The organism is Bacillus mycoides (assembly GCF_000832605.1).
GTDB lineage: Bacteria > Bacillota > Bacilli > Bacillales > Bacillaceae_G > Bacillus_A > Bacillus_A mycoides.
Genome location: NZ_CP009692.1, coordinates 4,806,151 through 4,829,435, shown reverse-complemented (window position 1 = coordinate 4,829,435; position 23,285 = coordinate 4,806,151). Strand labels below are relative to the sequence as shown.

At 34.8% G+C, this 23,285-nt stretch carries 24 protein-coding genes and 4 pseudogenes; 22 read left to right on the top strand and 6 right to left on the bottom strand.

What is annotated here, in order from left to right:
- Positions 1-84: 84 nt before the first annotated feature.
- On the top strand, positions 85-597 hold the full coding sequence (locus tag BG05_RS26595) for a hypothetical protein (RefSeq protein ID WP_002030070.1): 513 nt from the start codon (positions 85-87) through the stop codon (positions 595-597).
- 108 nt (positions 598-705) lie between these two features.
- Here BG05_RS26595 and BG05_RS26590 read toward each other — a convergent pair whose 3' ends face one another.
- The gene (locus tag BG05_RS26590) at positions 706-1,044 is read right to left on the bottom strand and encodes a hypothetical protein (RefSeq protein WP_002125589.1); all 339 of its coding nucleotides are present in this window, start codon (positions 1,042-1,044) and stop codon (positions 706-708) included.
- Between the two features lie 318 nt (positions 1,045-1,362).
- On the opposite strand from BG05_RS26590, the gene BG05_RS26585 reads away from it, so the two are divergent.
- From BG05_RS26585 to BG05_RS31785, 15 genes and pseudogenes are all read left to right on the top strand, one after another.
- Entirely contained in the window at positions 1,363-2,952 is a 1,590-nt protein-coding gene (locus BG05_RS26585) for an ABC transporter substrate-binding protein (RefSeq protein WP_041868018.1), read from the top strand.
- Positions 2,953-3,222: 270 nt separating this feature from the next.
- Positions 3,223-4,173 carry an ABC transporter permease gene (locus BG05_RS26580; RefSeq protein ID WP_002035186.1) on the top strand — a complete coding sequence of 317 codons (951 nt, stop codon included), beginning with the start codon at positions 3,223-3,225 and terminating at the stop codon, positions 4,171-4,173.
- Positions 4,174-4,177: 4 nt separating this feature from the next.
- The gene (locus BG05_RS26575) at positions 4,178-5,029 is read left to right on the top strand and encodes an ABC transporter permease (protein ID WP_033730874.1); all 852 of its coding nucleotides are present in this window, start codon (positions 4,178-4,180) and stop codon (positions 5,027-5,029) included.
- 26 nt (positions 5,030-5,055) lie between these two features.
- The gene (locus BG05_RS26570) at positions 5,056-6,048 is read left to right on the top strand and encodes an ABC transporter ATP-binding protein (RefSeq protein WP_003193240.1); all 993 of its coding nucleotides are present in this window, start codon (positions 5,056-5,058) and stop codon (positions 6,046-6,048) included.
- Positions 6,041-7,012 (top strand): ABC transporter ATP-binding protein, encoded by a 972-nt coding sequence (locus BG05_RS26565; protein WP_016119685.1) that lies wholly within the window; start codon positions 6,041-6,043, stop codon positions 7,010-7,012. Before BG05_RS26570 ends, BG05_RS26565 begins: the two co-directional genes overlap by 8 nt.
- A 116-nt stretch (positions 7,013-7,128) precedes the next feature.
- Positions 7,129-7,368 (top strand): annotated as a pseudogene (locus BG05_RS26560) (nucleotide excision repair endonuclease); the annotation flags it as partial.
- A gap of 169 nt (positions 7,369-7,537) precedes the next feature.
- Positions 7,538-8,167, top strand: a complete 630-nt coding sequence (locus BG05_RS26555) for a DUF4352 domain-containing protein (protein ID WP_002188507.1) — start codon at positions 7,538-7,540, stop codon at positions 8,165-8,167.
- Between the two features lie 239 nt (positions 8,168-8,406).
- Complete coding sequence (locus tag BG05_RS26550) at positions 8,407-8,703, top strand: WXG100 family type VII secretion target (RefSeq protein WP_000918596.1); 297 nt, start codon at positions 8,407-8,409, stop codon at positions 8,701-8,703.
- 186 nt (positions 8,704-8,889) lie between these two features.
- Positions 8,890-9,165, top strand: a complete 276-nt coding sequence (locus BG05_RS26545; RefSeq protein WP_003193249.1) for a TIGR04197 family type VII secretion effector — start codon at positions 8,890-8,892, stop codon at positions 9,163-9,165.
- A 41-nt stretch (positions 9,166-9,206) separates the two neighbouring features.
- A complete protein-coding gene (locus BG05_RS26540) occupies positions 9,207-9,569 on the top strand; it encodes a DUF3958 family protein (protein ID WP_033734476.1) in 363 nt (120 codons plus the stop codon).
- On the top strand, positions 9,566-11,110 hold the full coding sequence (locus tag BG05_RS26535) for a T7SS effector LXG polymorphic toxin (RefSeq protein ID WP_033734479.1): 1,545 nt from the start codon (positions 9,566-9,568) through the stop codon (positions 11,108-11,110). Before BG05_RS26540 ends, BG05_RS26535 begins: the two co-directional genes overlap by 4 nt.
- 27 nt (positions 11,111-11,137) lie before the next feature.
- Positions 11,138-11,518, top strand: a complete 381-nt coding sequence (gene cdiI / locus BG05_RS26530; RefSeq protein ID WP_002114737.1) for a ribonuclease toxin immunity protein CdiI — start codon at positions 11,138-11,140, stop codon at positions 11,516-11,518.
- A 225-nt stretch (positions 11,519-11,743) separates the two neighbouring features.
- A pseudogene (locus BG05_RS26525) lies at positions 11,744-12,716 on the top strand (EndoU domain-containing protein); the annotation flags it as partial.
- Between the two features lie 33 nt (positions 12,717-12,749).
- Positions 12,750-13,103 (top strand): type II toxin-antitoxin system toxin, encoded by a 354-nt coding sequence (locus BG05_RS26520; RefSeq protein WP_000877044.1) that lies wholly within the window; start codon positions 12,750-12,752, stop codon positions 13,101-13,103.
- A 265-nt stretch (positions 13,104-13,368) separates the two neighbouring features.
- Positions 13,369-13,515, top strand: a pseudogene (locus BG05_RS31785) (SMI1/KNR4 family protein); the annotation flags it as partial.
- A gap of 51 nt (positions 13,516-13,566) precedes the next feature.
- On the opposite strand, the pseudogene BG05_RS31780 reads toward BG05_RS31785, so the two are convergent.
- The 3 genes and pseudogenes from BG05_RS31780 to BG05_RS26500 all read right to left on the bottom strand — a co-directional run.
- Positions 13,567-14,019 (bottom strand): annotated as a pseudogene (locus BG05_RS31780) (tyrosine-type recombinase/integrase); the annotation flags it as partial.
- Positions 14,020-14,234: 215 nt separating this feature from the next.
- A complete protein-coding gene (locus BG05_RS26505) occupies positions 14,235-14,618 on the bottom strand; it encodes a hypothetical protein (RefSeq protein WP_000968624.1) in 384 nt (127 codons plus the stop codon).
- A gap of 1 nt (position 14,619) precedes the next feature.
- Positions 14,620-15,783: an alpha/beta hydrolase family protein gene (locus BG05_RS26500; RefSeq protein WP_003193264.1), complete on the bottom strand. Its 1,164-nt coding sequence runs from the start codon at positions 15,781-15,783 to the stop codon at positions 14,620-14,622.
- Between the two features lie 58 nt (positions 15,784-15,841).
- Here BG05_RS26500 and BG05_RS26495 point away from each other — a divergent pair, with 58 nt between their 5' ends.
- From BG05_RS26495 to BG05_RS31235, 5 genes are all read left to right on the top strand, one after another.
- Positions 15,842-16,225: a DUF1433 domain-containing protein gene (locus BG05_RS26495; protein ID WP_001035740.1), complete on the top strand. Its 384-nt coding sequence runs from the start codon at positions 15,842-15,844 to the stop codon at positions 16,223-16,225.
- Between the two features lie 77 nt (positions 16,226-16,302).
- Entirely contained in the window at positions 16,303-16,686 is a 384-nt protein-coding gene (locus tag BG05_RS26490) for a DUF1433 domain-containing protein (protein ID WP_003193266.1), read from the top strand.
- A gap of 385 nt (positions 16,687-17,071) precedes the next feature.
- The gene (locus BG05_RS26485) at positions 17,072-17,596 is read left to right on the top strand and encodes a hypothetical protein (RefSeq protein WP_016126628.1); all 525 of its coding nucleotides are present in this window, start codon (positions 17,072-17,074) and stop codon (positions 17,594-17,596) included.
- Positions 17,597-17,884: 288 nt separating this feature from the next.
- A complete protein-coding gene (locus tag BG05_RS31240) occupies positions 17,885-18,046 on the top strand; it encodes a hypothetical protein (RefSeq protein ID WP_002150223.1) in 162 nt (53 codons plus the stop codon).
- 150 nt (positions 18,047-18,196) lie between these two features.
- A complete protein-coding gene (locus tag BG05_RS31235; protein WP_002087303.1) occupies positions 18,197-18,355 on the top strand; it encodes a hypothetical protein in 159 nt (52 codons plus the stop codon).
- Positions 18,356-18,572: 217 nt separating this feature from the next.
- Here the strand turns inward: BG05_RS31235 and blaIII are convergent, their stop codons facing one another.
- Both blaIII and BG05_RS26475 read right to left on the bottom strand, forming a co-directional pair.
- Positions 18,573-19,520: a class A beta-lactamase BlaIII gene (blaIII, locus tag BG05_RS26480; protein WP_002016516.1), complete on the bottom strand. Its 948-nt coding sequence runs from the start codon at positions 19,518-19,520 to the stop codon at positions 18,573-18,575.
- Between the two features lie 613 nt (positions 19,521-20,133).
- Positions 20,134-21,456, bottom strand: coding sequence for an MFS transporter (locus tag BG05_RS26475; protein ID WP_003187684.1), 1,323 nt, complete (start codon positions 21,454-21,456; stop codon positions 20,134-20,136).
- Positions 21,457-21,680: 224 nt separating this feature from the next.
- Between BG05_RS26475 and BG05_RS26470 the strand changes: the two genes are divergently transcribed.
- The gene (locus BG05_RS26470; protein ID WP_003187682.1) at positions 21,681-23,270 is read left to right on the top strand and encodes an ATP-binding protein; all 1,590 of its coding nucleotides are present in this window, start codon (positions 21,681-21,683) and stop codon (positions 23,268-23,270) included.
- The last annotated feature ends 15 nt before the right edge of the window (positions 23,271-23,285 follow it).

Sequence of the window (23,285 nt, the reverse complement as noted above, 5' to 3'; positions counted from 1 at the left end):
TGTTTGCAAAGAAATTATGTGATGTATTATATATTCTGTTAAAATTAAACAAAAATGCATATAAGAAATTGCAGGTGAGAAACCTTGGATTTAGTTCGAAAATTAACTCGTATTTATGGCTTAGGGCTTTGCTGTGGGTTGTGGAGTAAAGCTGAAGTAATTCAATGGTGTGATAAATTGATTGAAGCAAGTGACAGTCCGCCATATGAAATAATTGAGATATCCTTAATGTCTAAAGCAAAGATAGATGATATTGAAGGGAAGTTATTTGAGTTTAGTAGCACAGTTGATGAAGAATACACTGTTAAGTTAACTCTTTCCGTCATTCATGAAAAACTAAAAAAACATGAACTGACGATTGAAGAATCAATTAAATGCACCACTAGACTTTTAGTCAACAGGGGGGTGCATTGGGAGGCGGAATACTTTGAATTGTATAGTCTAGACGATAGCTATGACTTAGCTAAAGATGGTGTTCATTTTGATTTAAGTCAAGTTATTCATACATATATTGAAATGTTAAGTATTTATAGTAAGTATTTTAGTGGGTTTGAAAAACTGTATTTTAAAGTAATGGGAAATGAATGGAGATTTTAATGTATATCAGTATTTGATTAGCTTTGTTTGTCCCTTATTTTCCAATTGGAGAATAAGGGACAAAGTTTTATGAAGGAGTAAATTTAGATATCAAGTATGCAGATTTTTTTACCATTCCCGCCATTCTTCTGTTATATCTTCTTCGGATTCTAAGCCAGCTATTCGTGCTGCTGTATCGATAAATTCATAGAGATCTTCTCTTTCCATTGTTTCGATAAAATAGTCATGTTCGTCATTTAATTCATTTATATTAACAACTACTTCTTTAACGACTTGCATTATTTTGACTTCGGTTGGATTCTCTCCCAATAGCTCTAAATTGTTAATGTAAGTGTCGAGAACTTTATTTGTTGCACTTATATTTTCTTCAGTGAAAAACTCGCCATCTTCATCATTCTCAATCCATGGGGTTGTGGGTTTGTTTTTTTTCAATTCATCAAATGTCATAAGAGCCTCCTAAAAGTGTTTTTTATCTTTAATCCCATTCTACATTTTCAATTATATATAACAACCATTTCAGAAAAACTTTCTGTAGGCTGCTAGTCATTCAACTCATTTTACGAGGCTACCTATTCGTGGTCTTTTTATTTTACCCTCCGCATAAAGATAGTTTATCGCAAGAATTCATTAATAGATGTCAAACTGTCTATCTTTGCGAAAAAGTTTGACAATACATACGGGTAGTGGTAATTTAAAACCTATAAGAAAACTCGGTATTAATTCCGAGTTTTCTTATAGGTGTAAATAGTCGAGAGGGGTCGAAATATGAAGAAGAAGTTGTTTGCATTACCATTTGTCCTACTATTACTTATTGCATTAGCGGCTTGCTCAGGGGAGAAAGATTCTTCGAAGCAAGCAGGAACTAGTAAATCAGGGACTCCGAAAGATGGAGGAACGTTAACAGTTGGTGTTAGTGATAATCCAGATACGATGAACCCGCTTTATGCGAATGATCGAGTGTCATTAACGATACAGCAAGCTTTATATGCACCGCTGTATCATATGGAAGACGGTAAGAAAAAGTTTGTTCTTGCTGAGAGCTTTACGCCTTCAGAGGATCAATTAACATGGACTTTAAAATTAAAGGATAATTTGAAATGGCATGATGGTAAGAAAATTACATCAGATGATATTGTATTTACATTCAAATCTATTCTAGATGAGAAGCAAAATAGTTCAAGCCGTGAAAACTTTATTTTTAAAGGAAAGCCGCTTGAGGTGAAAAAAGTGGATGAGCTAACGACTCAATTTGTATTACCACAAGTAAGTGCATCTTTCGAAGGGGTTATGAACGATTTCTTCCCAATTCCGAAACATGTATTTGAAGGTGAAGCAGATTTAGTGAAGAGTAAGAAAAACCTACAACCTGTAGGATCAGGTCCATTTAAGTTAAAAGAGTTTAAATCAGATGAATATGTTGCGTTAGAGCGATTCGATGATTATTTTGCTGGTAAAGCGAAATTAGATTCTGTCGTGTACCGCGTTGTAAAAGACCGTAATACAGCAAACGTTTCATTGCAAAATGGTCAAATTAATATGAAGATGATCGAACCGCAAGACTTTAAGAAATTAGATAGCACTGGGAACTTCTCAATGGTCACATTCCCTGAAGGTAGATTATTCTACTTAGCTTATAACTTTAATACAGATCTTATGAAGAAAAAAGAAGTGCGCCAAGCAATTGCGCATGCATTAGATAAGAAAGAAATGATTAACTCAGCGTTCGTTTCTAGTCAATTTGCAGAACCGGCAAATTCAATCTTAACGCCAGACGCTATGTATTATGCGAAAGATATTAAAGAGTATAAGTATGATCAAAAAGAAGCGAAAGATTTATTCGCAAAAGCTGGTGTGAAAGATAAAGAAAAAATCCGCGTTATGTATGTAACGAATAATAAAATCATGGAAAGTCTAGCACTTTATACACAGCAAAAATTACAAGAAGTTGGCTTACAAGTTGAACTGAATGCATTAGATGCTAGTGCAGCAAGTGAAAAAGGCTTAGATAAAGAGAATAAAGAATATGACATTACATTCGGTGGTTACATAATGGGACCAGAGCCTGATTCATATAAGAGCTTATTCTTAAGTAATGCAGAATACAATTATGCACGTTATAAAAATGCTGACTTCGATAAGTTATGGGAAGAAGCTGCGGTTGAAACAGATAAAACAAAACGCGCAGAGCTATACCATAAAATCCAAGATACAGCGAGAGAAGACTTACCTTATCTTCCAATCGCATATCCGAAAGCAGTTATTGCAGTAGATAAAAAGTTTGATGGGTTAAAAGAAGCAAAAGCAATTCCAGTTACAATGTTTGAAGATCTATCGAAAATTTATGAAGTGAAATAAGAAACTGTAAAGAAGCTGGTGGAAATCAGCTTCTTTATCCCGCTTTAACGGGCTAATAATCAGTGAGGATGGACAAAACCCCCACTGATTAAAGTTTCACTTTATCCCGCATTAACGGGCAGTAAGACTCCCACCTCGAAAGTCAACTGAGGCAAAGAAGTGAGGTGGGAGATCAACTGCCTGTAAATGCCCGATTGGTTCAACTAATAATCAGTGGGGATGAACCTCCCCACTGATTAAAGTTTCACTTTATCTTGAGGGGGGAAGTTTGTGTATAAAGTAATTGCAAAGAGGCTTTTAAATGCGATTCCGCTTTTATTTGTTATTTCTATTATTTCTTTTCTATTAATAAAACTAGCGCCGGGCGATCCCGTTCGAAACTTTGTAACGCCGAATATGAGTCCGATTGACGTTGAACGTATTCGCAAAAGTTTAGGACTAGATCAGCCGATTTACGTGCAATATTTTTTATGGTTAAAAAATATTTTAACAGGGAATTTTGGGTACTCACTTCAAAACCATCGTCCTGTTTTAGAACTTATTACAGAAAGATTACCCGCAACAATTGGGTTAATGGGATCATCTTTACTCGTCTCATTTGTAATCGCAATCCCGCTTGGATTATTTACAGGTGTGAAAAAGAACTCGTTCTTTGACCGCATTGTGAACTTCATCTCCTATGTGGGAATCTCAATGCCAGTTTTTTGGTTCGCGTTACTATTAATCTACTTATTCTCTTTAAAGTTGAACATGCTTCCGAGTATGGGTATGCGCACAGTCGGTCAAGATTCCTTCTGGGATATTGTCCAGCATGGTATTTTACCTTGCATGGTGCTAGCGTTCCAAAACATCTCTGTCTATATGAGATATATTCGCTCAAGTACAATTCAGCAATTAGAGGAAGATTACGTACAAATTCAATATGCGTACGGTGCTTCACAGAAAACAGTTTTATTTAATCACGTACTTCGAAACGTATTAATACCGATCATTACAATCTTCGGATTATCTATTCCAAGTTTAGTAGGCGGAGCGTTCATTACGGAAACAGTATTCTCATGGCCGGGACTTGGTTCACTCGGGGTAAATGCTATTTTTAGATTTGATTATCCAATTATTATGGCAATCACATTATTATCATCGTTCATGTTAATTCTCGGTAATTTAATTGCTGATATTTTATATGGCGTAGTAGATCCGCGCATTCGAATGAGGGGGTGATGGAATGAACAATAGGAGATTTCAAACGATAAAAAATAGTTTTACGAAAAATAAGTTTGTAGTAATGGGAGTTATTATACTGGGTGTTTTAACAATCGCGTCTCTTTTCGCATTCGTATCACCGTACGATCCTAGTAAAATGTCGATTCCAGATCGTTTACAAGAACCGAGTTTAAGTCATCCGTTCGGCACAGATGATTACGGAAGGGATTACTTAACGAGAGCGTTATATGGCGGACGAGTTTCCCTTGCTGTTGGTTTTCTAGCGATGGTCGTTTCCATTACAATCGGGACCGCAGTAGGAACAATTAGCGGATATTTTGGCGGAAAGTTAGACAACTTCTTAATGCGAATTGTTGAAGTTTTAATGTCAATTCCATCATTCTTTTTAATGCTGTTATTAAATGCTTATTTAAAACCAGGAATTACAACGCTTGTTCTTATTATCGGACTATTAACGTGGATGGATACCGCGCGTATCGTAAGGGCAGAAACGTTATCTGTGAAAGAGCGTGAGTATGTTTTATATGCAAAAGTATCCGGACAAAAATCATTGATGATTATTGTAAGACACATCATTCCGAACATTTTATCGACCATTATAATCGCAGCGACATTAACAATTGCGACATCTATTTTAATGGAATCATCACTTAGCTTCTTAGGATTAGGTATTAGAGAACCAGATTCTTCTTGGGGCAGCATGCTAAATAATGCGCAAGGATATATAGGTGAAGCTTGGTATTTAACACTCTTCCCAGGGTTCCTTATTTTATTAACAGTACTAAGTTTTAACGTAATCGGTGAAGCGCTCAAGAAAGCTTTCGCACCAAAAGGAGCTGGGAATGAGAACTAAAGTGTTAAGTGAAAGGAGTGAGAAGCGTGTCTGAAAAACTATTAGAAGTGAAAAATTTAAAGACTTCTTTTTTCATAGAAAGTGGTGAAGTAGAAGCTGTTCGCGGCGTTTCATTTCATTTAAATAAAGGAGAAGTCGTTGGGATTGTTGGCGAATCGGGAAGCGGAAAGAGCGTTATGGCGAAATCCGTTATGGCTCTCGTTGCGCCTCCGGGGAAAGTGAAAGAAGGAGAGATTCTTTTTCAAAATGAAAACGTGCTTTCTAAATCGGAGAAAGAATTACGCTCTATTAGAGGGAATCAAATTTCACTCATATCCCAAGATCCAATGTCTGCACTAAATCCAGTTGTGAAAATTGGAAAGCAAATGACGGAAGTAATTATTCGGCATCAAAAAGTGAAAAAGAAAGAAGCACAAAATATCGCGGTCAACTTACTAAAACAAGTCGGTCTTTCTTCACCAGAAGAAAGGGTAAAACAATATCCGCATGAACTAAGCGGCGGAATGAAACAACGGGTTATGATCGCGATGGCAATGTCTTGTAATCCAGACCTTCTCATTGCGGACGAACCGACGACAGCGCTTGATGTAACGATACAAGCGCAAATACTAGATTTAATGAAAAACTTAAAGAATGAAACGAATATGTCATTACTTCTTATTACACATGATCTTGGAATTGTTGCGCAAAACTGTACACGCGTCATCGTTATGTACGGCGGGCTTATTATGGAAGAAGGACCTGTACTTGATATTTTTCAATCGCCGAATCATCCATACACGAAAGGGTTATTAAACTCTCTGCCAAAAATATCGAACGGAGTAAAAGAAAGACTAGCACCAATTCAAGGTGTAACGCCCAACTTACTACATCCGCCGAAAGGTTGCCCATTCGCAGAGCGTTGCCCACATAAAATGGACATTTGTGAAAAAGAACGTCCGCCATATTTTGAAATCGGAAACGGAAGACGCTCCATGTGCTGGTTAAACGATGAAATAGTAGGTGATTCACATGCATGAAGAAAACTTAATTGAAGTTCGGAACTTAAAAAAGTATTTTCCTATCAAAAAAGGACTATTCGGCAGAAAAACAGAGCAATTAAAAGCAGTCGATGACCTAAGCTTCACAATTAAAAAGGGTGAAACATTCGGACTAGTAGGGGAATCCGGCTGCGGGAAATCAACGACAGGAAGAAGCATCATTCGTTTACACGATGTCACTTCAGGTAACATCTTATTCGACGGAAAAGATATCGCAGATCTAAAAGAAAGTGAACTAAAAGAATATAGAAAACGAATGCAAATCATTTTCCAAGACCCATACGCATCATTAAACCCGACAATGAACGTATTCCAAATTATTAGCGAACCGATGAACATTCATGGCTCTTACACAGCGGAAGAAAGAAAAGAAATCATTCTAGACCTGCTCAAAAAAGTAGGACTAAAAGAAGAACACCTATATCGCTACCCGCACGAATTTAGCGGAGGCCAAAGACAGCGCATTAGCATCGCGCGCGCACTATCTGTAAAACCTGACTTCATCCTATGTGACGAACCAATCTCAGCACTAGATGTCTCAGTCCAAGCACAAGTCGTAAACATGCTGCAAGATATTCAAGAAGAAACAGGCGTCACATACTTATTCATCGCCCATGACCTATCCATGGTAAGACACATATCAGACCGAATTGGAGTCATGTACTTAGGAAACATAGTAGAAATTGCCGACAGCGAAGACCTATACACAAAACCGGCACATCCATACACACAAGCACTACTCTCATCCATGCCAGAACCAGATCCAACAAACACAGGCAAAGAACGGATCATCCTAGAGGGAGAAGTACCAAGCCCACTTAACTCACCATCCGGCTGCAAATTCAGAACGCGCTGCAAATTCGCCACTGAAAAATGCGCGCAGGAAGTACCGAAGATGGTCGAGATTGCGAAGGGACATGAGGTGGCTTGTCATTTGTTTTAGGGGGGAAAGCATCGGGGGGACCTGGTGCTTTTTTCTTTTGTGTGGGGGTGTGGGATTAGTTGTAGACTAATGGTCAGCGACTGTCTATATTTGCATCTCCTATCATATAATTCCCCTTATTTTTTAACTATAATTTGAATGACGAACTTCTTTTTGTTGGGAAAGCACGTAAAGTAAGACAACGTATTAAAAAGCATTTTGAAGATAATGTATCACCAATTAAAAATCATCGCGATGAAGTGTATTGTATTGATGTATGTATTGTAGAAGATCCGATGGAAAGAGAAATTTACGAAACATATATGATTAATGAATTTCAAGCGAAGTATAATGTGGATAAAGTATTTTATAAATAACATCAACGTAAAACATGATCTTGGTACTACATCAAGATCATGTTTTTTATATGCAATAAAAACAATTGATTATTCTTAATCATTCGACAAGATGCAACAATTTAAGATGGTATTTTTTGCTATGATAAGTAAGGAATTTATATATCGTGTTATTGGGGGATAAAAAGAGATGTTGAAAAAATTTACTACATGTATTTTAGGGGGCGCTTTAGTATTCAATTTATCTGGTTGCGGCAATACATCCGACAAAACTTCTTCAGAATCTAAAGAAACCAATTCTAAACAAGAAGAAAAGAAAGTGCAAACAACTGATGAGGCGAAACCGAAAGAGAATGCAAAGCAGAAAAATACAGAACAAACAAAAGAGAAATCAAAGGTAAAAGAAAAAGAGTATGCTGTAAACAAGGATTTTCATACACCTAAATTTGATGTAACTGTAAAAAGAGTTGTAGAAAGAGATAAGGTTGGTAAAGAAAGTATAGGAATCCAAGAACCTGAAAATGGACATGTCTTTATTGTTGTAGAAGTAGAAGGGAAAAACATCACAAACGAATCGATGAAATTAGCTGTTTTACCATCAGTGGATTTAGTGGATGAAAATGATAATGCTTACCAAAGTGATGTGTGGGCAACTAGTAGTTATGAGGTTGAAAAAGGTGAGACCTCTACTATTACTAAGGAATTAAAACCAGGGGAGGTAAAGAGACAAAATAAAGTTTACGTGATTAATAAAGAAAAATTTGATACAGGAAAATGGTATGTACTTGTTAACCATGAGTATAAGGAACAAATTAAATAGTGTTTATTTATTAAGAGGAGATGACTCCTCTTTTTTTTTGTTACAAGTTAACACAAAATTTCGTTTTGAGGGACTGCCTTTTGGTGGCCTTTTTTGCATAAAATCTTGTAAAGCAAGAAAAAGTAGAATATTCAATAGAAAGATAAAACATTTAAAAGTTCAGAATAATATATTATAATATGTTTAGTAAAATTAACCAATATATATTTTGCTCATTATGTATTAAAGGGGAAATGAAAATGGCTGGACAAATTCGTATGTCACCAGAGGAGCTTAAATCAAAAGCGACTCGATATGGACAAGGTGCAAATCAAATTGAGGATATTTTACGTCAATTACAAAACTTACAAAATGAATTAAGAGGAGAATGGGAAGGTCGTGCTTTCGAAGGTTTTGATCAACAGTTCAATGAATTAAAGCCGAAAGTACAAAACTTCGCACAGCTATTACAAGAAATTAATATGCAGCTGAATAAAACTGCAGAGGCTGTTGCTTCTCATGATGAAGAATTATCACGTAATTTCGGTTTGAAATAAAAATTGTTTTACTCTATATAACAAGCATTTCAAATGAGCCATACAGCTTATATTGTATGGCTCATTTGATTGCGTGCCCAGCTTAGCTGGACACACGTTTAAAAAGAGTGATATTGATAGAGAAATTTCATATATCTATTGGGATTTCTTTGGCATGTTCTGAAAATTAGAGAAAGGATTTGAGTGATGGGACAATTTCAAAGTAATTTTCAAACGGCACAACAAATTGCTACGCAGATGAGAACAGCTTCGAATATGATCCAAAGTGCAACAACTCGTTCTATAACAAAGGCGACGCGTACAACACTATCTGTTAATTCCAAAGCACAAGAAGCGAATCAACAAATGTTAGATTTTACGAAACAATTTTCTACTGCCTTTCAACAAGCGGTCGATAATATTCATTCAGTAGCCCAAGAGTTTGAGAGAATGGATAACGAACTTCACAATACTTTTCGCTAATGTGACAACCTACATAAAGGTAAAATGGTAGGAGGAATATGATGAGTCAAGATATTGAAAAACAAATCAATCAAGTAAATCAAAAGTTAAGAAGTGTATTTGAAGAACAAGACCGAAATCAATCCGCGATTCACATTCAGGAGCAAGCGGAAGCAGATTTTTATGAATGGAGAGGTCGAAGCCATCGTTTGTTTGATCGAATTTTAGGAACTTGGCATGATGATAGAGAAATGTCTCAGTTTTTTATGAATACATATCAAGATGCAAAACATATTGAAAGAAAAGTCACATTTGAATTGGAAAACAAAAAAGAAACGCTGCTTAAAGAAAGACGAGACCTTAGTGATTTAGAAAACGACCTTTCCTATCAACAACAACAATTAGCAAGGGAGGTCAATACATGAGTTTAAATATGTATTTGGGAGAAGTACAAAGCCAAACTCAAAGCATGAATGCTGTATGTACCGCTACCATTCAAGGCATGGAACAAGCCATTCAGTCGATTGACGCTTTTGCAACTGATACTGTGTTACAAGGGCAAACATATAGCAGTGCAAAATCATTTTTTGTACAAACCTTTCGTCCTTTAGCGCAAGGAATTATTTATCTGTGTGAAGAGTTAATTCGTCAGAACGATGCTTTTCCAAGTCAATTTCAATCACAAGTCGCTTCCACAGATGTAATTGAACAAGAAATATTAGAACAAATTCGAGAAATTGACCGAATGAAAGCAAGTATGGAAGCCATCAGTCAAGCTATGCCAATCCCAGGTATGGAAGCTATGGCAAATCTTTTTACTGTCATGAGGAAAAAACTGCAAGAAAAATTAGAACATCTATATGAATTTAATTATACTTCTAGTAGTAATTATGATACAGCACTTCAACTAGCTGCTAGTATCGCACAAGGTTTAGCAGAGGTACAAAGTGGAAAAGGTTTTAGTCCTGCAAGTGGTACATTTAGTACACAAGGGTTGAATATGGAATGGACAACTTCAATTCAAGCAATTACAGAAAGTAAAGCTCGTAAAGCACAAATTGAAAAAGCAATTGCTTTACGAGAACAAGAAGCAAATAGACCATGGTATGAAAAAACAGCTATCAGTACTTGGGAATTTATGAAAGAATTTTTTCAAGGCGCTGGCAGCGCGGCTTTCGAAAGCGTTATTGGACTAGAATCACCTGATAATGATGAATTAGAAAGCAAGTTAACTTATCAAGCGGGAAGGTTCACGGGAAATGTTATAGCAGGAGCGGCATCCATTATAGAAATTCTAGAAGGTCTTACCGTCATAGGCGGCTCTAATTTTTTAACTCTAGTCGCAACAGTAGGAACTGGTGGATTAGCATCACCAATTGCTATTACATTTGATGCAGCTGCTACAACGGCTGGAGTTAGTCTTGTTGGACATGGTGTATTTGTTGGGCGTAATGCAATTCAAAATAGTAAGGATACTCTTCAAAAATTCCAGTCTTCTTCTAATGGATCTAGTGGTGGAGTTAAAAAAGAAGTCGATAATACCTTTAAAGCGACTCCTAAATTAGAAAATCATATTAAAAACATAGACCCCTCTGTTCCAAGAAGGAGAGGTATTGGTGGAGCACACAACAGTGAAGAGTTCTTTAAAAACGATATAAAAATAGTCAGTGAATCACCTTCAAAAATTCCAGGTGTAAAAACAGTAGAATACAATATGCCTAAGTTAAATATGGATGGCACTCCTACAGGAGAGTATGGAAATAAAGTATTCACAAAAACCATTTATGATCCTAAAATTATAAGTGATAAGGAATTTATTAACCGTGGAATTGAAGCAGCTAATGACGCTAAATTAAAAACTAGTGATGGAGTTCTTTCAAGAGAATGGACAGGTGTTGACAGTAAAGAGATAACTTGGAGAGGATACCATAAAGATGGAGAAATCTCTTCTTTTTTTCCAGAATAAATTAAAGATATACGAGGAGAGATATGTATGCAAAGAGAATTTAGATTAAAAGATGAGGATTTACTAGATTTAACTCATTTCCCTATACAAGCAGTGTTTAATATGGTAGATGATGAAAGATTTTTAAAGGTAATCAATTCAGTTTGTGAAGGAGTAGGATTTGGAGAGGAATATGGCGCATGTACTTTTCCAGGAGATTTGGATGAGTATGATATTGCCAATGGAGATTCATTTGAAGGAGTAGAATTTGCATTATACAGTGGTGATGAGGTAATAATTGATTATCGAACACTTTATCATTATTTAAAAAAAATGTGTGAGGGTTATTCGAAAAAGTATCCAAACACAATTAAGAGATTAGAAGACAGTCTTAACAAATTTATTGAATTATACAATATTAATAGGTAGAGACTATTTATAACTTACCCAAAATCATTATAAAAGGGTTACCGCCACATTGCCATCAAGCTAAAATTTTATTGTACCCCCAGAACGAGATTTTGTGCTAATTGGTCACAAAAAAGCTAGTTTTTTGGTTTTTAATATTTTAATTAGAAAAAGAAGACTACTATTTGCTTTTTAGTCTTCTTTTATTTGCTTTTTAATAGGTTGATATATATTTTAAAAGAAATTAAAGGTGAAATGTGTGGTAAGCTACCTGAAAAATCTACTGGTGAAAAAATTTGGGACGGTATTGTAGATGGGACGGGACAAGCAGTTAGCGATACAATAGACGGAATAAAAGCTTTAGGAGATTGGGAAACGTGGGAAAACATGGGGAACGCTGCTTTGCACCCTATTGATACCCTTAGTACCATGTATAATGCATTATCGGATTCATTTATTAATGATGTAATAAATGGAGATGCTGAAAGTCGTGCTAAATGGGGAAGTTATGCTTTAACACAAGTTGGAGTAGGACTTATTGGTGATAAAGGATTAAGTAAAGCAAGTAAATTAGGTCAAGCGGGTAAAGTGACCAAACTAGCAAAAAATAAGATTCCGCAAGCTATTTCACATATTACAAGTAATTTACAATTGGGAGATCGCTTTGCTTTTGCTGGTGGAAATAGTTTGCGATTTAGATCTGATACGCCTGATTTTAAAAAAGCTGAAGAAAAGCTGTCGACCTATCAGTTTGCTAGGGGTGAAAGTGATTCCGGTGGGAGTAATTTTGTTGATGAAAATCATACATCTTCACTTTCTAATAGGGAAATTATATCTAATTTACAACATACAGAAAAATTTAGACCAAATACACTCAAACATATCCTAGAGGGTGAAATAAATTGGCGTGGTGACGCAATGGGTTATCATACTGAAGTATTGGAGAATACACCTGGAAAAATAATTAGCGGAACAGAAGAGATATTAAATGATCAAGGCATCTATAAAGCTAGGGTAGAAGTAAATGGAACCCCTAAAACTGGAAATAGAGGATTTTCCACATTTTTTCCTAAAGATTGTAGATAATATAAATGAAGCATATAATAATAGAACGTATGAATTTGGTAACACATATTCTGTAATAGGTTCAGAGGGTATAAGGATTAGCATGTATATAGATGGGAATGGGAAAATTATCTCTGCTTTCCCATCGGAATAAATTTTATCTTTAGTATAAAGGAGTACAATAGTAATGAAATATCCATATAGCTTTGAAGTACTTACCAATGGAAAACTAGTTATGAGGCTTCCTCAAGAAATTAAACTTATTGAGACTTTTTTAGGCGTTGAAGTTTCTGCGTTTGGAGATTGGATTTTAGAAGAAATACATAGTGTTTTAAATGGGAAAGAAAATTACGTAGTAGTAAATGGAAACATTTGCGGTTTAGAAATTCGGAAAGATACAACTACTGTCCTAGACAATTTGGCTGAAGATGGTAAGGGAGATTTTTGTGAGATAGAAACGATTGAATTAGTAGATTTAATTCATATTTGGCTAGATAAACAAAAAGAATTTAAAAAAGGAAAAAATAAAGAATTGAAATAATAGATAGAGCTGACTTCTTATAGAAGTCAGCTCTATCTATTATTTCATATTTCTCCCATTATCTCAGGTTTTAAAGTCTTTTTTCCTAGATAATTATCAGCAATAGTCATTGCAAAAGAATCTAAAGGTATTTAGATATGATGATGGGTGGAGAGATAGTTCACATTATTAGGAAACCAAATTCTGTAGGAGTATATGTTGCAGAAGTTAAAAGTAGGAGTCTTCCAAAACAAGCGAAATCTTCGTTTTTTTCCTGAATATTGGAATGAAATTCAAAATGAAGATTAAAAATGGTAGTAAACTTCAATCACCAAATGATGAATTAATTGAATCATTTGAGGAATATTGTGAGATAAAATTACCAACTGATTTTATAGATTTTTTGAAAAAATATAATGGTTCTATTCCAATTACTAATGTTTTTTTACATGAAAAAAACGAACTTTTAATTGAACGTTTCTTATGTTTGTTTATAAAACCAATAGCCGAAGGTTTTCCGCAGGTGTGAGTCCAGATGGATTCTATATCGGCAAAATCTCCGGCTTTTTGTAATTGCCGATAAGCCTGGATCTTACTAATGGATGGATCTCTTTTTCGGGATGGGAATAACCAGGTATTTTCTAGAGTTTGGTATACGAATAGACTTCATCAAAAATAGAAGTAAGATTAATCATGCGTTCTTTCTTCGTTTCCCCCTCTTTGATTTTGAATTCTTTTCTCTTTTTCCGTTTTAACTTTACTATGGTTCTGTTTGAATTTGGAGTAAATCGCTGACACTGAATCCTGTATGGATCCCAATAAGAGAGAGAATATAGTCTCGTTCAGAATAATGAAGTTTGAGAACCCATTTCATATCTTCAATCTGTTCTTTATTTCTGAGGGGGTGGACATCAATGAGATTTGGTTTTTTGTTCATGGATTTTAGACTCTTTTATTCACAGTGTTTTGAATGTATATTTTTGTTTCGTGAACTAAGGCTTTCAGGTTATTTAGTGAGGAGTCAATGATTTAGCGGTAATGAATGCAAACTAATATTGAAAAGTTTACTTTCGAAATAACAAAAAAGTCCTATATAAGAGGACTTTTTTGTATGCATATAGATTAAAATAATAATAGCAATTCTTTATTTTTTTATTTCTTTCCACAACTATTAATTAAATCATATTGTTTAGAAATCATTTCATTTCGAATTTGATCGAGATGTTTATGTAATGTTTCTTTTATTGCATTACCTGTTTTACTTTCAAAACTTTTGTTTAATTCAATTCCTTGTTCAGATAAACTTTTGCATACATCATGAAAGGCTTCTTTATTTTTTTGAATGGCATGTTTTTGACTTGTTACTATGCTATTTGTTTTGAATGCTACATCAGTTTTTAAAAATGATTGTTGCATTTCTTTTTCTAATTGCTTTTTAACAGCTTGCAACTCATCCATAATAGTTCCAACTGCACCTACTGCAGCTTTCTCTATTTCTTTCTCTATTTTTTGAATTTCCCCTATAAAATCCATCATATTATCTCACCGCCAGCCCTTCAAAATTTGTCCCTAATTGATTATCTTTATCTCGTAACGAATTGGCTGCATAAGCAATATCATCTCCAAAATGAATCAATTCTTTTTGTTTTTTCCGTAAAAGATGAATTAGTTCTTCTGCTAGTTGTACATCATGAAAATAATCTTTTCCATTTTGGGATATTTTCGCAACCTCTCTAATTGCCTCATCTACTTCATGTTCTTCTAACAGATGATATTTTCCTCCAGGGCCTGTCTCATGCTTCAATTGACTCTTTAATTTCGCAACTTCCTCCTCTTCGTGTTGTTGAAATCTTTCTATATTTCTAACAATATCAGATAATATATCACTTATTTTTTGTATCTCTTTTGCATGACGAATGATATCATCTGGTTCTAATTCTAGTCGAACACTACCATTATTGTGGAACATTTCTAGAAAAGTTGACATTGGATGTTGTCCCATAAATACCGCTGCGAGGATACTATCTGTTCCATTACTTTTCGTTGTAAATTGTTTACCAATCATAGGTGCTCCAAATTGATCGAAATTTCCTACAGCATCTTTTTTATGTGTATAATCTACTACTTTATTTTCCATTACGCCTTCATCTACTCGTTTTTTTGCTTTATCACTTAGTAATCTATAAATATTTGGTGCAGCATATGTTGTTGCATAACAATCCATTTCTGCTGCTACATATTGAGCCTCCGCAGCTCCCTTACTATGTCCGGTAGTGTGAATAGAAGTAGGGTTATATGTTTTCTTAATTTTTTCTGCAAATTCTAATGCACTATCAAATGATGTCGCTACCTTTCCGCCTGCTACACCAAGGTTCCTTTTTTGTCCAAGTGTAATTTGAACTACATCTGTGGTTTTATCTCCATCGAATCTATCAAATTCAGTACCACGGAATGCAATGATTACATCGTCATACTTTAGTTTATCTGGATCATACTTATCTGCAGGTACTACAGCGATTGCTTGTAATCCATTTTTCACTTTTGTGTCATCTGCATTAAATGTTTCTATGACTTTCCATACTTTCCCGTCACTACCTTCTATTTCTTTTTCTTTTTTTAAAACTTTGGGATTATAAACTTTATCTGATAGTTTGAAATAGTCTTCATCTGTCGCAATTGAATTTTTTTTTAATTTATTCATATATCTCAACTCACTCCATGGTATATTTTAACTATATTTAAATACGAGGGGATTTTAAATGAACAAGAAATTAGTAATTGTTTTATCCATTATTTGTATTATAGCAGGAGGATATTTCACTATGGAATACTTAAAGAAAAAAGAACAAGAAGAAAAGTTTTGGAAAGCACAAGAGGCACGAATAGAAAAGTATATTCGTTATAATATTGAAGATGTAAAATCTATTACGTTTACAAAAAAAGATGTAAGTCCAATGGGCGTTCCTTATTTAGAAGGCCATATAAATCATAATAAAGAATTAGATTTTATAGCTAGTATAAGTACTACAGAAAATTTCGAAGATGATTTCACACGTTCTGGAGAACTTGGAAAACTAATAAAAAAACCAGCAAAGTCTGTATCCAAAATTGAAAAAGAAGAGAAAGAAAAAAGACAAGAGTAGTCTTTGAACTACTCTTTTTTTGTATCCCATTCTAAGAAAAATGCATTGGTAAGTGTTTTTTATAAGGAGAATTTCCAATGAAGAAAGTAATGATTTTAGTTGTATCTGCTGTGATGCTCATAGCAGGAGGATATTTTACTATTGAATACTTAAAACAAAAAGAAAAAGAAGGAAAATTTTGGAATGAACAAAAAGAACGAGTAGAAAAGTATATTCACTATAATATTAAAGATGTAAAATCTATTACATTTACAGAAAATAAGATAAGTCCAATGGGAGTTCCTCGTATAAAAGGTTATATAAATAATAATAAAGAATTAGATTTTATAGCTAGTATAAGTACAACTGAAAACTTTGAAGACAAATTTACGCGTTCTGGGAAATTAGGAAAACTTATAAAAAATCCTGAAAAATCAGTATCTGAAATTCAAAAAGAAGAGAAGAAAAAGAAACAAGAGTAGTCTTTGCGATTACTCTTTTATTTTTATTATAGAAAAATAAAAGAGTTGAAAATATGAAAGTAAACTAATAATAAAAAGTTTGCTTTCATATTAGAAAAGGTTAGTCCCTCACTCCACTCCAGCTAAAAACCTCACACCTAAAAACAAAGGGGAACTCAATTGTTCAAGCTCATATAAAGTTTCAATCTTGTCTAAGTATCCATTAGGATATACAATTGTTCATCCATTTTTCTTTACATAATCTCCAGATACAGTCCATATCAACTATAGATTCTTGTCTTATGCTAAATGTAATCAAAAAGCAAGTAGATAAAGATAATGACTAAAACATTAACTCTAGATACTTTTTTGATGAATATTACAAATAAACAGGAGGTAATGAAAAATGATTAAAACATTATTAGCAGGAGCACTTTTAAGTACAGGATTGGTAGCGGGAGGTGCAGTAGGTGCAGATGATGCGAAAATGGACAATTTAAAGTCAAATGAAGATAGTTCAAATCAAGTAATTACACAAAGTGCAGATGGAACAACGTCTTTCTCACAAAACTTTGATTTACCTAAAGATGCAGTGCCAGCAACTCCTAAAGGAGACGCAAAAACTGTTGAAAGAACAGAAGGTACAGGTTCTCAAGAAGGAAAAATGGTACCAACAAAAGAAGGTACAGATTCTCAACCTGGATTTGAAATGGGAGCCCCTGAAAAACCAGAGCATGCAAAAACTGTTGAAAGAACAGAGGGTACAGACTCTCAAGAAGGAAAAATGGTACCGACAAAAGAAGGTACAGATTCTCAACCTGGATTTGAAATGGGAGCCCCTGAAAAACCAGAGCATGCAAAAACTGTTGAAAGAACAGAGGGCACAGACTCTCAAGAAGGAAAAATGGTACCAACAAAAGAAGGAAATTAAATAATATATAGTTATAACGAAGAGCATCCAAAAAGTGGTGCTCTTTTTATATTATAGGGATTAACTAGTTTTACTGAATATAGAACTGTAGGAGGAATTGAGGCTAGAACATGAGGGACTATCTCTTCAAATCATGGTGTTTGAAGCACTAGTTTTGGTGGTAACGTTACAACATAAACATTTTATTAGAGATTTTTTAAATTTACATACACTCTAGATAGACTACATATCAACTTCAGATACTTGTTTTATGATACAAGTAATCAAACAAAAGGAGGGCAATACAAAATGATTACAACAGTATTAACAGGGCACTCTTTTAAGTACAGGAGATTATTAACAGGTGGAGAAAATGTTGAAGATGTACAGACAGATAAACATATTCCATATGAACAAAATGAATTACAGCAAACTCTAGAAAAGTACGATTCGAAGAAATTTGAGTTATAAAAAGAAAATAGATAAATATAGTGAAAATAGATAAATTGACAAGAGAAAAGCACTTTGTGTATATCACAGGTGCTTTTTATTTTCATTTTGATATAGGGCTTGAATTAAATTTTTAGACTAAAATATATACGGCAAAAAGGGGGGAGTTCATTGCACAAAGTTATTTATGGAATATTAATTTTAATTTATACTTTGTATTCATTTTTTGTAAGTGACGGAAGTGAAGTAAGGTTTATTATGGTGTTAACTATAGTACTTATCTTTTCTGTAGTTTTAGAAAAAGGAAATGCAAACAAAACGACTGATTAAGGGACGTTTTGTTTGCATTTTTTTATTGGCTATTACAGTCCAGATGTTTTAGGGGTAGCACCAAATCGCCATCACCTTAAGAAAATAGAACCACCCCAGAACGTAAAAATGAGCTTTTTATTACAAGTTAGCACCACATTTCGTTTTTGGGACACTATTAAATTTTTAGTTAATGAAAACACCTGCCTAAAATAGAAAACTTTTAACCTATTATCCTTTATTCCGTAGCTTTTAAGGTATTTAACACGACTTTGGTTGCGTCTGCAATAAGTTTATCATCGTATTTAGCATCCTCTTTATCATGATTAGAAAGTATAGCAAGAACAATCGGCTTTTTATTTGGTGGCCAAATAATTGCGATATCATTTCTTGTTCCGTAAGATCCCGCGCCTGTTTTATCAGCTACTTCCCATCCTTTTGGTACGCCCGCACGAATCAATTTATCTCCAGTTGTATTTCTCTTCATCCAATCTACTAATAGTTCACGTTTTTCTATTGGAAGTGCAGTTCCTAATGTAAATGATTGAAGTGTCTTAGCTATCGCTTCTGGTGTACTGGTATCATGTGTTTCTCCTGGATGCACTTCATTTAATTCAGGTTCAAATCGTTCTGAAGTAGTAACAGTATCTCCCATTTCTCTCAAGATTTTTTCAAATTCAGAGGGTCCCCCTAACTGTTTAAGAATCAAATTATGTGCTGTGCTGTCACTATATCGAACAGAAGCATCTGCAAGTTCTTTTAACGTCATTCCTGTATCAACATGCTTTTCAGTAATTGGATTATAATTAGAAAGATCTTCATGAGTATACGTAATCCTTTGATCAAGAGCTTCTAATGAGTTCTTGCGTAAAAGAGCGCCCACAGCTAATGATTTAGATGTAGATGCAAATGCAAAACGATCATCTGAATGATAAGCAACAGTTTGATTCGTACCTGTGTCCAGTGCATAAATACCAAGCTTAGCATCATATTCTTTTTCAAGTTTAGCGAAAGATTGATTACCTGTATTTTCTTGTTTAATTTGATTAGCTTGATTCGTTTGTTTAGGTGGTTCAGATTGAGTGTTACTATTGGAACAGCCTATAAGTGATACACATGAAAGTAATACTACAGGCACAATCTTTTTGTAATGTAAAATGTTAAAGAACTTGTTTAAAACGAACATAAATTTTCAACCTCTTTCAAGAATATATGGATTTTGTCTAGGTATTCTAAATACCAATGCAATTAAAGATGGCATAGGGTAACAATACTACTGCAGCTAAAATTTCACAGGTTAAAGGACATCCAAAACGTTTATCCCGCATTAACGGGCAGTAAGACCCCCGCTGATTAAAGTTTCACTTTATATGATTGATAAGTCACGGTTTGGGCTGTTTCTTTTTTGTTTTCACTTGTAATGGTTCACCTGTGAAAGTATTAAATTTGTAATACTTAACCGTAGTATTACAATACACATTTTTTACTTTTGGGAATAATAAGTCCTTTCTTTTTTTTTGTAATACATAAAAATAGATGTCAAACGGGATATGTTGTATCCAATCTGGACAACTAATATTAGAAATACACTTATTAGACACTCTAAGGGATAAATTTGTTCCACTTTAAGATGAGGAAGAATTTGGGGTTTGTAAAATAACAATAGAACTACGTGTTTTTTCGTCATACAAAAACCTCTACATATAAGTAGAGGTTTTTAAATTATATATGAATGAATTATGCTTTTTTAGATAAAGCAAATCGAGTTCAGGTAAACGAAGAACATAGAATACTTAATTTTAACTAGATTTATTATTAGCTAGTTTATCTCCACCATTAAGCTCCGCCTCAATCTGCGAAGTCTTCGATGACTCATCCATACGCCAATACGTAATAAAGCTTATCGCGATACACCCAGCTACATAGAAGTAGAATAGTGATTCCATTCCAATACTCTTTAGCCATAATGCGATGAACTCGGCTGTTCCACCGAATATCGCAACGGTTAGTGCATATGGTAAACCTACGCCGAGTGCACGAATTTCAGTTGGGAATAGTTCTGCTTTTACAATTGCGTTAATGGAAGTGTAGCCAGTAACGATAATGAGACCGACCATCATGAGTAAAAATGCTACGATTGGTTCTGTTGTTTTTTCCATAAAGAAGAAGATTGGTGCTGTTAGTAACGTTCCGAGAATACCGAAAGCCATTAATAGTGGGCGGCGTCCAATTTTATCGGATAATAGCCCTGCAATTGGTTGAAGTACAACGAATATAAGTAGTGCGGCAAAGTTAATCCAGCTTACAACTTCTTTTGGAAGACCGACTGTGTTTACCATGAACTTTTGTAAATATGTTGTGTACGTATAGAATGCGACAGTGCCTCCTAGTGTTAGGCCGACTACTGTTAATACTGCTTTCGGGTGTTTCATAAGAGCACGAACGGTTCCTGCGCTTTCACGGTTTTTAGATTCCATTTTGGAGAATTGCTCTGATTCATCCATTGTACGTCGAAGCCATAATACAGCTACTGCTCCCATTGCTCCAATAATGAATGGAATACGCCATCCCCAAGCTTTCATATCTGGTTCGCTTAGTAATTGCTGAAGAACAATTTGAACACCTAACGCAACCATCTGTCCAGCAACGAGCGTTACATATTGAAAACTTGAATAAAAACCACGGCGACCACTGCTAGCCATTTCAGATAAATATGTTGCGGAAGTTCCATACTCTCCGCCGAGTGATAATCCTTGAAGTAAACGAGCGAGAACTAAAATAATTGGCGCCATAATACCGATGCTTTCGTAACTAGGTGTACAGGCGATAATTAAAGAACCACCGGCCATAACTGTAATGGAAAGCGTTAATGCTGCCCGGCGACCGTGTCGATCTGCATAACGTCCCATTAATAAACTTCCGATAGGGCGCATTAAAAATCCAACTGCGAAAATAGCGGCTGTGTTCAGTAATTGGCTCGTTGGATCGCCTTTAGGAAAGAACTCTGCTGAAAAATAAACAGCAAAAGCAGAGTAAACGTACCAGTCGTACCATTCAATTAAATTGCCGACGGAACCTTTGAAGATATTGCCGGCGACTCGGCTTGATTTTACTTGAGCCATAATAATTCCTCCTCTTGCTTATAAATAAAAGGTATATATGAAAGCGTGTTCAATGTAGTTGAATTGTACTGTTCTTTAATTAAAATCTCAATATTATGACAATTTTATTCTTTTTGTACTTTATGTACATGGAGAGTTTTAATAGTTGCTTCATTATTAGTTTTGTCATAATAATAGAAAAAGGAGATTGATAGTTTTGAATATTTTATCAAAGGATATGGAGTATGAAGAAATCACGTAAAGTGTCATTACAAACGAAAATAGTAAGCTTAATAATTACGTTAATTTTATTTGTCGTTCTTCTGTTAGCGGGAATATTTGTTTACATTCAGTCCGTTGATACGAAGCGCCAAGTAGAGCAGCTAGCACTGCAAACGGCTAAATCTTTGTCTTTTATGCCAGCTATAAAAGATGCTTTTCAATACAACGAGCATAAAAGTACTATTCAATCCATTGCGGAACAAGTTCGCGAGCAAGCTGGTGCAGATTATGTAATTATAGAAGATCGCTATGGGGTTATGTATTCCCATTCTAATTCTGAGTTGATTGGAACAAAAAGTAACAATCCATATAACTATGAAGCACTCACTTTTGGTGGCTATTATACACTCGAAGGAAATGGTGAAAGTGGTCCGGCTTTAATGGCGAAGGCACCCATTATTGTTCATAACGGAGACTACGATCAAGTAGTAGGCGTTGTGACAGTAGAGTTTTTAATAAAGGGTATTGAATCTAACATACTGAGCAGAACGAAAGAAATTATACTCTTTTCTTTAGCGGTGTTACTAGTTGGAATTGTTGGCGGCATTCTTCTAGCACGTAGCATTCGTAAAGATACACTCGGTTTAGAACCGAATGAAATTGCAGCGCTATACCGGGAACGAAGTGCGATACTACTATCTATAAAAGAAGGGATTATCGCCATTGATCAAAATGGTTTTATTACAATGATGAATACGTCGGCAGAAGAAATGTTGCATGTAAGTGATGACTATATGCAACAGCACATTTCAAAAGTTTTATCGGAATTTAATATGGAGAGAGTGCTAGAAAATGATCAAGAAATCGCGTTTCAAGATAAAGTGTTTATTTTAAACATGACGCCGATACTCGAAAATAACAGTACGGTAGGCGTTGTATGTAGTTTTAGAGATAAAACAGAACTGCAAAACCTTGTGAACACAATATCTGAAGTAAGAAAGTATTCCGAGGACTTACGCGCTCAAACACATGAATTTACAAATAAGCTGTTCGTCTTATCAGGATTACTTCAGTTAGGGCACTACAAAGAAGCAATTGAATTTATCCAACAAGAATCTAATATTCATCAAAGCCAAAACCATATTTTATTCCATCAAATTCATGATGCGAAAGTACAAGCTATTTTATTAGGGAAACTCGGAACGGCGTCTGAGAAGAAAATTGATTTTCATATTGAAGGAGATAGTGCGCTTCATCCGTTACCAGACCATATAAAAGTTTCGCATCTTATTACGATCCTTGGAAACATAATCGACAATGCATTTGACGCGGTGAGCGAAAGAGGGGAGAAGAATGTTTCATTTTTTGTTACGGATATTGGACACGACATTGTGTTTGAAGTGATAGATAGTGGAGCAGGGATACTGGCAGAAAAAATCACGAACATTTTTCAAAAAGGATTTTCAACGAAAGGGAATGATCGTGGTTACGGGCTAGCAAACGTGAAAGAAATGGTAGATGTACTAGGGGGAACAATTGAGATTCAAAACGAGAAAAATGGGGGAGCTATTTTTACAATTTACCTTCCGAAAGCATTGAAAGAAAGTACATGACAAACAGGGGGATGG

What these genes read in the sequence shown, in the direction of transcription:
- BG05_RS26550 (WP_000918596.1), top strand. Translation starts at nt 8,407, where the DNA reads ATGGCTGGACAAATTCGTATGTCACCAGAGGAGCTTAAATCAAAAGCG.
- BG05_RS26585 (WP_041868018.1), top strand. Translation starts at nt 1,363, where the DNA reads ATGAAGAAGAAGTTGTTTGCATTACCATTTGTCCTACTATTACTTATT.
- BG05_RS26555 (WP_002188507.1), top strand. Translation starts at nt 7,538, where the DNA reads ATGTTGAAAAAATTTACTACATGTATTTTAGGGGGCGCTTTAGTATTC.
- BG05_RS26590 (WP_002125589.1), bottom strand. Translation starts at nt 1,044, where the DNA reads ATGACATTTGATGAATTGAAAAAAAACAAACCCACAACCCCATGGATT.
- BG05_RS26575 (WP_033730874.1), top strand. Translation starts at nt 4,178, where the DNA reads ATGAACAATAGGAGATTTCAAACGATAAAAAATAGTTTTACGAAAAAT.
- BG05_RS26505 (WP_000968624.1), bottom strand. Translation starts at nt 14,618, where the DNA reads ATGATGGATTTTATAGGGGAAATTCAAAAAATAGAGAAAGAAATAGAG.
- BG05_RS26475 (WP_003187684.1), bottom strand. Translation starts at nt 21,456, where the DNA reads ATGGCTCAAGTAAAATCAAGCCGAGTCGCCGGCAATATCTTCAAAGGT.
- BG05_RS26485 (WP_016126628.1), top strand. Translation starts at nt 17,072, where the DNA reads ATGATTAAAACATTATTAGCAGGAGCACTTTTAAGTACAGGATTGGTA.
- BG05_RS26470 (WP_003187682.1), top strand. Translation starts at nt 21,681, where the DNA reads ATGAAGAAATCACGTAAAGTGTCATTACAAACGAAAATAGTAAGCTTA.
- BG05_RS26520 (WP_000877044.1), top strand. Translation starts at nt 12,750, where the DNA reads ATGAAATATCCATATAGCTTTGAAGTACTTACCAATGGAAAACTAGTT.
- blaIII (WP_002016516.1), bottom strand. Translation starts at nt 19,520, where the DNA reads ATGTTCGTTTTAAACAAGTTCTTTAACATTTTACATTACAAAAAGATT.
- BG05_RS31240 (WP_002150223.1), top strand. Translation starts at nt 17,885, where the DNA reads ATGATTACAACAGTATTAACAGGGCACTCTTTTAAGTACAGGAGATTA.
- BG05_RS26490 (WP_003193266.1), top strand. Translation starts at nt 16,303, where the DNA reads ATGAAGAAAGTAATGATTTTAGTTGTATCTGCTGTGATGCTCATAGCA.
- BG05_RS26565 (WP_016119685.1), top strand. Translation starts at nt 6,041, where the DNA reads ATGCATGAAGAAAACTTAATTGAAGTTCGGAACTTAAAAAAGTATTTT.
- BG05_RS26495 (WP_001035740.1), top strand. Translation starts at nt 15,842, where the DNA reads ATGAACAAGAAATTAGTAATTGTTTTATCCATTATTTGTATTATAGCA.
- BG05_RS26500 (WP_003193264.1), bottom strand. Translation starts at nt 15,783, where the DNA reads ATGAATAAATTAAAAAAAAATTCAATTGCGACAGATGAAGACTATTTC.
- BG05_RS26540 (WP_033734476.1), top strand. Translation starts at nt 9,207, where the DNA reads ATGAGTCAAGATATTGAAAAACAAATCAATCAAGTAAATCAAAAGTTA.
- cdiI (WP_002114737.1), top strand. Translation starts at nt 11,138, where the DNA reads ATGCAAAGAGAATTTAGATTAAAAGATGAGGATTTACTAGATTTAACT.
- BG05_RS26535 (WP_033734479.1), top strand. Translation starts at nt 9,566, where the DNA reads ATGAGTTTAAATATGTATTTGGGAGAAGTACAAAGCCAAACTCAAAGC.
- BG05_RS26545 (WP_003193249.1), top strand. Translation starts at nt 8,890, where the DNA reads ATGGGACAATTTCAAAGTAATTTTCAAACGGCACAACAAATTGCTACG.